Source organism: Streptomyces sp. UNOC14_S4, assembly GCF_020740835.1.
Classification (GTDB): domain Bacteria; phylum Actinomycetota; class Actinomycetes; order Streptomycetales; family Streptomycetaceae; genus Streptomyces.
Genome location: NZ_JAINFC010000672.1, coordinates 1 through 3,309, shown reverse-complemented (window position 1 = coordinate 3,309; position 3,309 = coordinate 1). Strand labels below are relative to the sequence as shown.

Below are 3,309 nucleotides of genomic sequence, written 5' to 3'. Positions count from 1 at the left end.
CTCCCAGCCCCAGCAGCAGCCCTGGCCGTCCGTGAGCCACTACGTCTCCCCCATCCCGGTGCGCCGGGCGACCCTCGCGGACGCGCTCGCCTCCGAGTGGACCAAGATCCGCTCGCTGCGGTCCACGATGTGGACGATGGGCATCATGGTGCTGCTCGTCTTCGGCGTGGGCAGCCTGATCGCGATGGCCGCGGGGGCGACGGGCGACGAGGTGGGCAACAACGTCTCGGCCCTGGCCTTCGCCGTCTTCGGCGTGCTGCTGAGCATCATCTGCGTGATCACGCTCGGCGTGCTGACGATGTCCTCCGAGTACAACACCGGCATGATCCGCACCACCCTCACCGCGTGCCCCAACCGGGGCCGGGTGCTGGCGGCGAAGGCGATCGTGTTCTTCCTGCTGGTGTTCGTGATCATGCTGGTGTCGACGACGCTCGTCGCGATGGTCGACTCCGCGATGATCAACGGCAACGGCGTCGTGGCGACCACCGGGTCGATGTGGCTGAAGGCGACGGTCGGCGTCAGCCTCTACGTGGCGCTCCTCGGCCTGCTCGCACTCGCCGTGGGCACCCTCATCCGGCACTCCGCGGGCGCGATCGCGGCCATGCTGGGCCTGATGCTGCTGCCGATGATCCTGGCGGCGTTCATGGCCGCCGACAGCCTGCTGGACCTGCGCCAGTTCCTGCTGGACTACTCGATCCCGACCATGCTCTTCAGCATCTACGTCACCCCCGCCGACGCGATGGAGTCGGGCCCGGCGGGCTGGGACGCGGTATGGGTCATGGCGGGCGTGGCGGCCGTGGCCCTCGGCGGCGCCTACACGGCCCTCCGCAACCGCGACGCGTAAGCCCTCGCCGGGCGGGCTGGCGAAGTGGTGCGGCTGGGAAATGGGTTTTTTCCGGGGCTGCGCCCCGGCCCCCCTGGGGCCGATCAGCAGGGCCGCGCCCCGTCAGGGGCGCGGGGAACTGCGCGACCAGCCCCCACCGGCCCGCAGCCGCGCGCGCAGCGCAAGCCGCACCCCCGTAGGCGAAGCCGCGCAGCGCAAGCCCCCTCAATAGCGAGGCGCACTCCTGGACCGCTGGACTCTCGTAGTCCGGCGGTCCTTCGCATTCCAGCAAGCCTTGTGCCAATGCCGCCGGTCGTCGACATCCCCGTACCGCGGCCACGCCACCAGATGCGGCACCCCCGGCGGGATCTCCTGGTCGCACCCCGGGCAGCGGTAGTACTTCGAGGCCGAGGAGCCGCCGACCGTGCGCACCGCCCAGTCCTCGCCCTGCCAGCTCTCGGTGCGCTCCAGGCCGTACCGGTCGCCGGTGAACTCACGCGGAGCGTCGGGCTGGTTGTCTGCGCCGCCTCGCGGGCGGTTTCGGCGCGGGGACACGGGGCACCTCGGAGGGTCTGGGGAGCTACGGGCCGTGACCAGGTTACGCGCCACCGTGACCGTACGGGCCCGTCTCCGGACGGCACCACCCGCACGCGCTCCGATCATCATGAAAACTTCACCGGGGGCCGTGCCCATGGCACGTGTCAACCGTTGTTTCCGGTGGGGGATGCCGCGTCGGTCGCCAGCAAGGAGATTGAGAGCGATGCGCGTTGGAGCATTCGTCCTGGCCGCGCAGTTCCCCGGCCAGGGGCACGGGGAGGCGCTGCACCGGGCCGTCCGGACGGCGGTGGTCGCCGAGGAGGCCGGCCTGGACGCCGTCTGGGTCGCGGAGCACCACTTCATTCCGTACGGGGTGTGCCCGTCGGCGGTGACGCTGGCCGCGCTGATGCTGGGGCGCACGCGCCGGATCCAGGTGGGCACGGCGGTGAGCGTGCTGCCCACGACGCACCCGGTGGCCCTGGGCGAGCAGGCGGCACTGCTGCACCTCGTCTCCGACGGCCGGTTCGTGCTGGGCGTGGGCCGCGGGGGCCCGTGGGTCGACCTGGAGGTCTTCGGCACGGGCCTGGCGGCGTACGAGGAGGGGTTCCCCGAGTCGCTGGAGCTGCTGACGCGGTGGCTGCGCACGCCCCGGGTGAGCGGGGCCGGGCCCCGCTTCCGCTTCCGCGACGTGCCGGTGGTGCCGCGGCCGGACGATCTGGAGGACCGGTCCGGCCCGCAGGTGGTCGTCGCCTGTACGTCGCCCGCGAGCGTCCGGCTGGCGGCGGAGCACGGGCTGCCGATGCTGCTCGGGATGCACAGCACCGACGAGGAGAAGGCGGAGATGGTCGCCCTGTGGCGCACGTGCGCCCTGGAGTCCGGGAGTTCGCCCGAGGAGGTGGCGGCGGCGGGGCATGTGTCGGCCGGGGTCGCCCAGGTCGGGGACCGGCGGCAGGAAGCCGCCGAGACCCTCCTCAAGGCGATGCCGGGCTGGTTCCACCACGGGCTCTCCGCCTACGAGACGGTCGACGGGCGGCCGCGGCAGATGCGTGATCCGCTCGCGTACACCCAGTTGTTGTGCGAGCTGCACCCGGTGGGCCCGCCGCGGCTCTGCGCGGACCGCCTGGCGGCCACCGCCGAGCGCACGGGCATCACGCGCTTCGCGCTGCTGACCGAGGGCTCCGGTGACCTCGCCGCCACCGAGGACAACCTCCGCAGGCTCGGCACCGAGGTGCTGCCGCTGCTCGTCTGATTCCCGTTGCGACCCTGTCCCCTCCCTCGTCTCCCCGCGGCTCTCACGAGCGGAACGGCAGCACGGACCCTCAGCAGTCCCGGAGCTCAGGCGACTGGTTCAGCAGCTGGCCCCGGATCGAGGTGAAGCGGGCGAAGCGGTCGTCGGCCGACACATCGAGCGGGAAGACCGCCACCCGGTGGCAGTTCTGGAAGGCCAGGCGCACCGCGAAGTGCCTTTCGAGCGCTCCGCGGATCGCGTCGCTCGCCATGGCGCGCAACAGCTGTCCGCGGGCCTGCTCGTCCGGCGGGGGCGTCTGGTTGTCGGCGAACTCACCACCGTCGGACCTGAGCCGGGCCACCAGGGAGCTGATCATCCCCCACGCGTAGGGCAGGGAGGTCCGGACGCAGTCGACGAATTCCGCTTCGTCGACCTCGCCTCGCTCGGCCTGCTCCAGGAGGGCCGGTGAGACGTCGAGCGACATGGGTTCTCCTCTCGCGACCCCGCGGGCGGGGTCTCACGGGCTGGGGCGAGCGGACGACGACTCCCGGTACCCGTACGACGACCGCCCGCTTCAACGGTAATTCGGCCACTGCGGGGGCACCAGGAGAACGTACCGACAACCAGCCACCGCCGAACGGGCCGAACAAGGGCGAATCGCGTCGAGGGGCGGGTGTCGAGTAGCGTGACCCACCATGCGTCTCGTCATCGCCCGTTGCTC

General features: G+C 71.9%; 4 protein-coding genes. 2 read left to right on the top strand and 2 right to left on the bottom strand.

Going from position 1 to position 3,309, the window contains the following annotated elements:
• Positions 1–844 (top strand): ABC transporter permease (locus tag K6I34_RS34085; protein WP_238490192.1); only part of this gene is annotated, 844 nt, incomplete at its 5' end.
• 204 nt (positions 845–1,048) lie between these two features.
• On the opposite strand, the gene K6I34_RS34080 is transcribed toward K6I34_RS34085, so the two are convergent.
• Positions 1,049–1,378, bottom strand: a complete 330-nt coding sequence (locus tag K6I34_RS34080) for an ATP/GTP-binding protein (RefSeq protein WP_229331911.1) — start codon at positions 1,376–1,378, stop codon at positions 1,049–1,051.
• Between the two features lie 205 nt (positions 1,379–1,583).
• Here K6I34_RS34080 and K6I34_RS34075 point away from each other — a divergent pair, with 205 nt between their 5' ends.
• Positions 1,584–2,609 carry an LLM class flavin-dependent oxidoreductase gene (locus tag K6I34_RS34075; RefSeq protein ID WP_229331910.1) on the top strand — a complete coding sequence of 342 codons (1,026 nt, stop codon included), beginning with the start codon at positions 1,584–1,586 and terminating at the stop codon, positions 2,607–2,609.
• A gap of 70 nt (positions 2,610–2,679) precedes the next feature.
• Here K6I34_RS34075 and K6I34_RS34070 read toward each other — a convergent pair whose 3' ends face one another.
• Positions 2,680–3,072 (bottom strand): SCO5389 family protein, encoded by a 393-nt coding sequence (locus tag K6I34_RS34070; RefSeq protein WP_229331909.1) that lies wholly within the window; start codon positions 3,070–3,072, stop codon positions 2,680–2,682.
• Between the last annotated feature and the right edge of the window lie 237 nt (positions 3,073–3,309).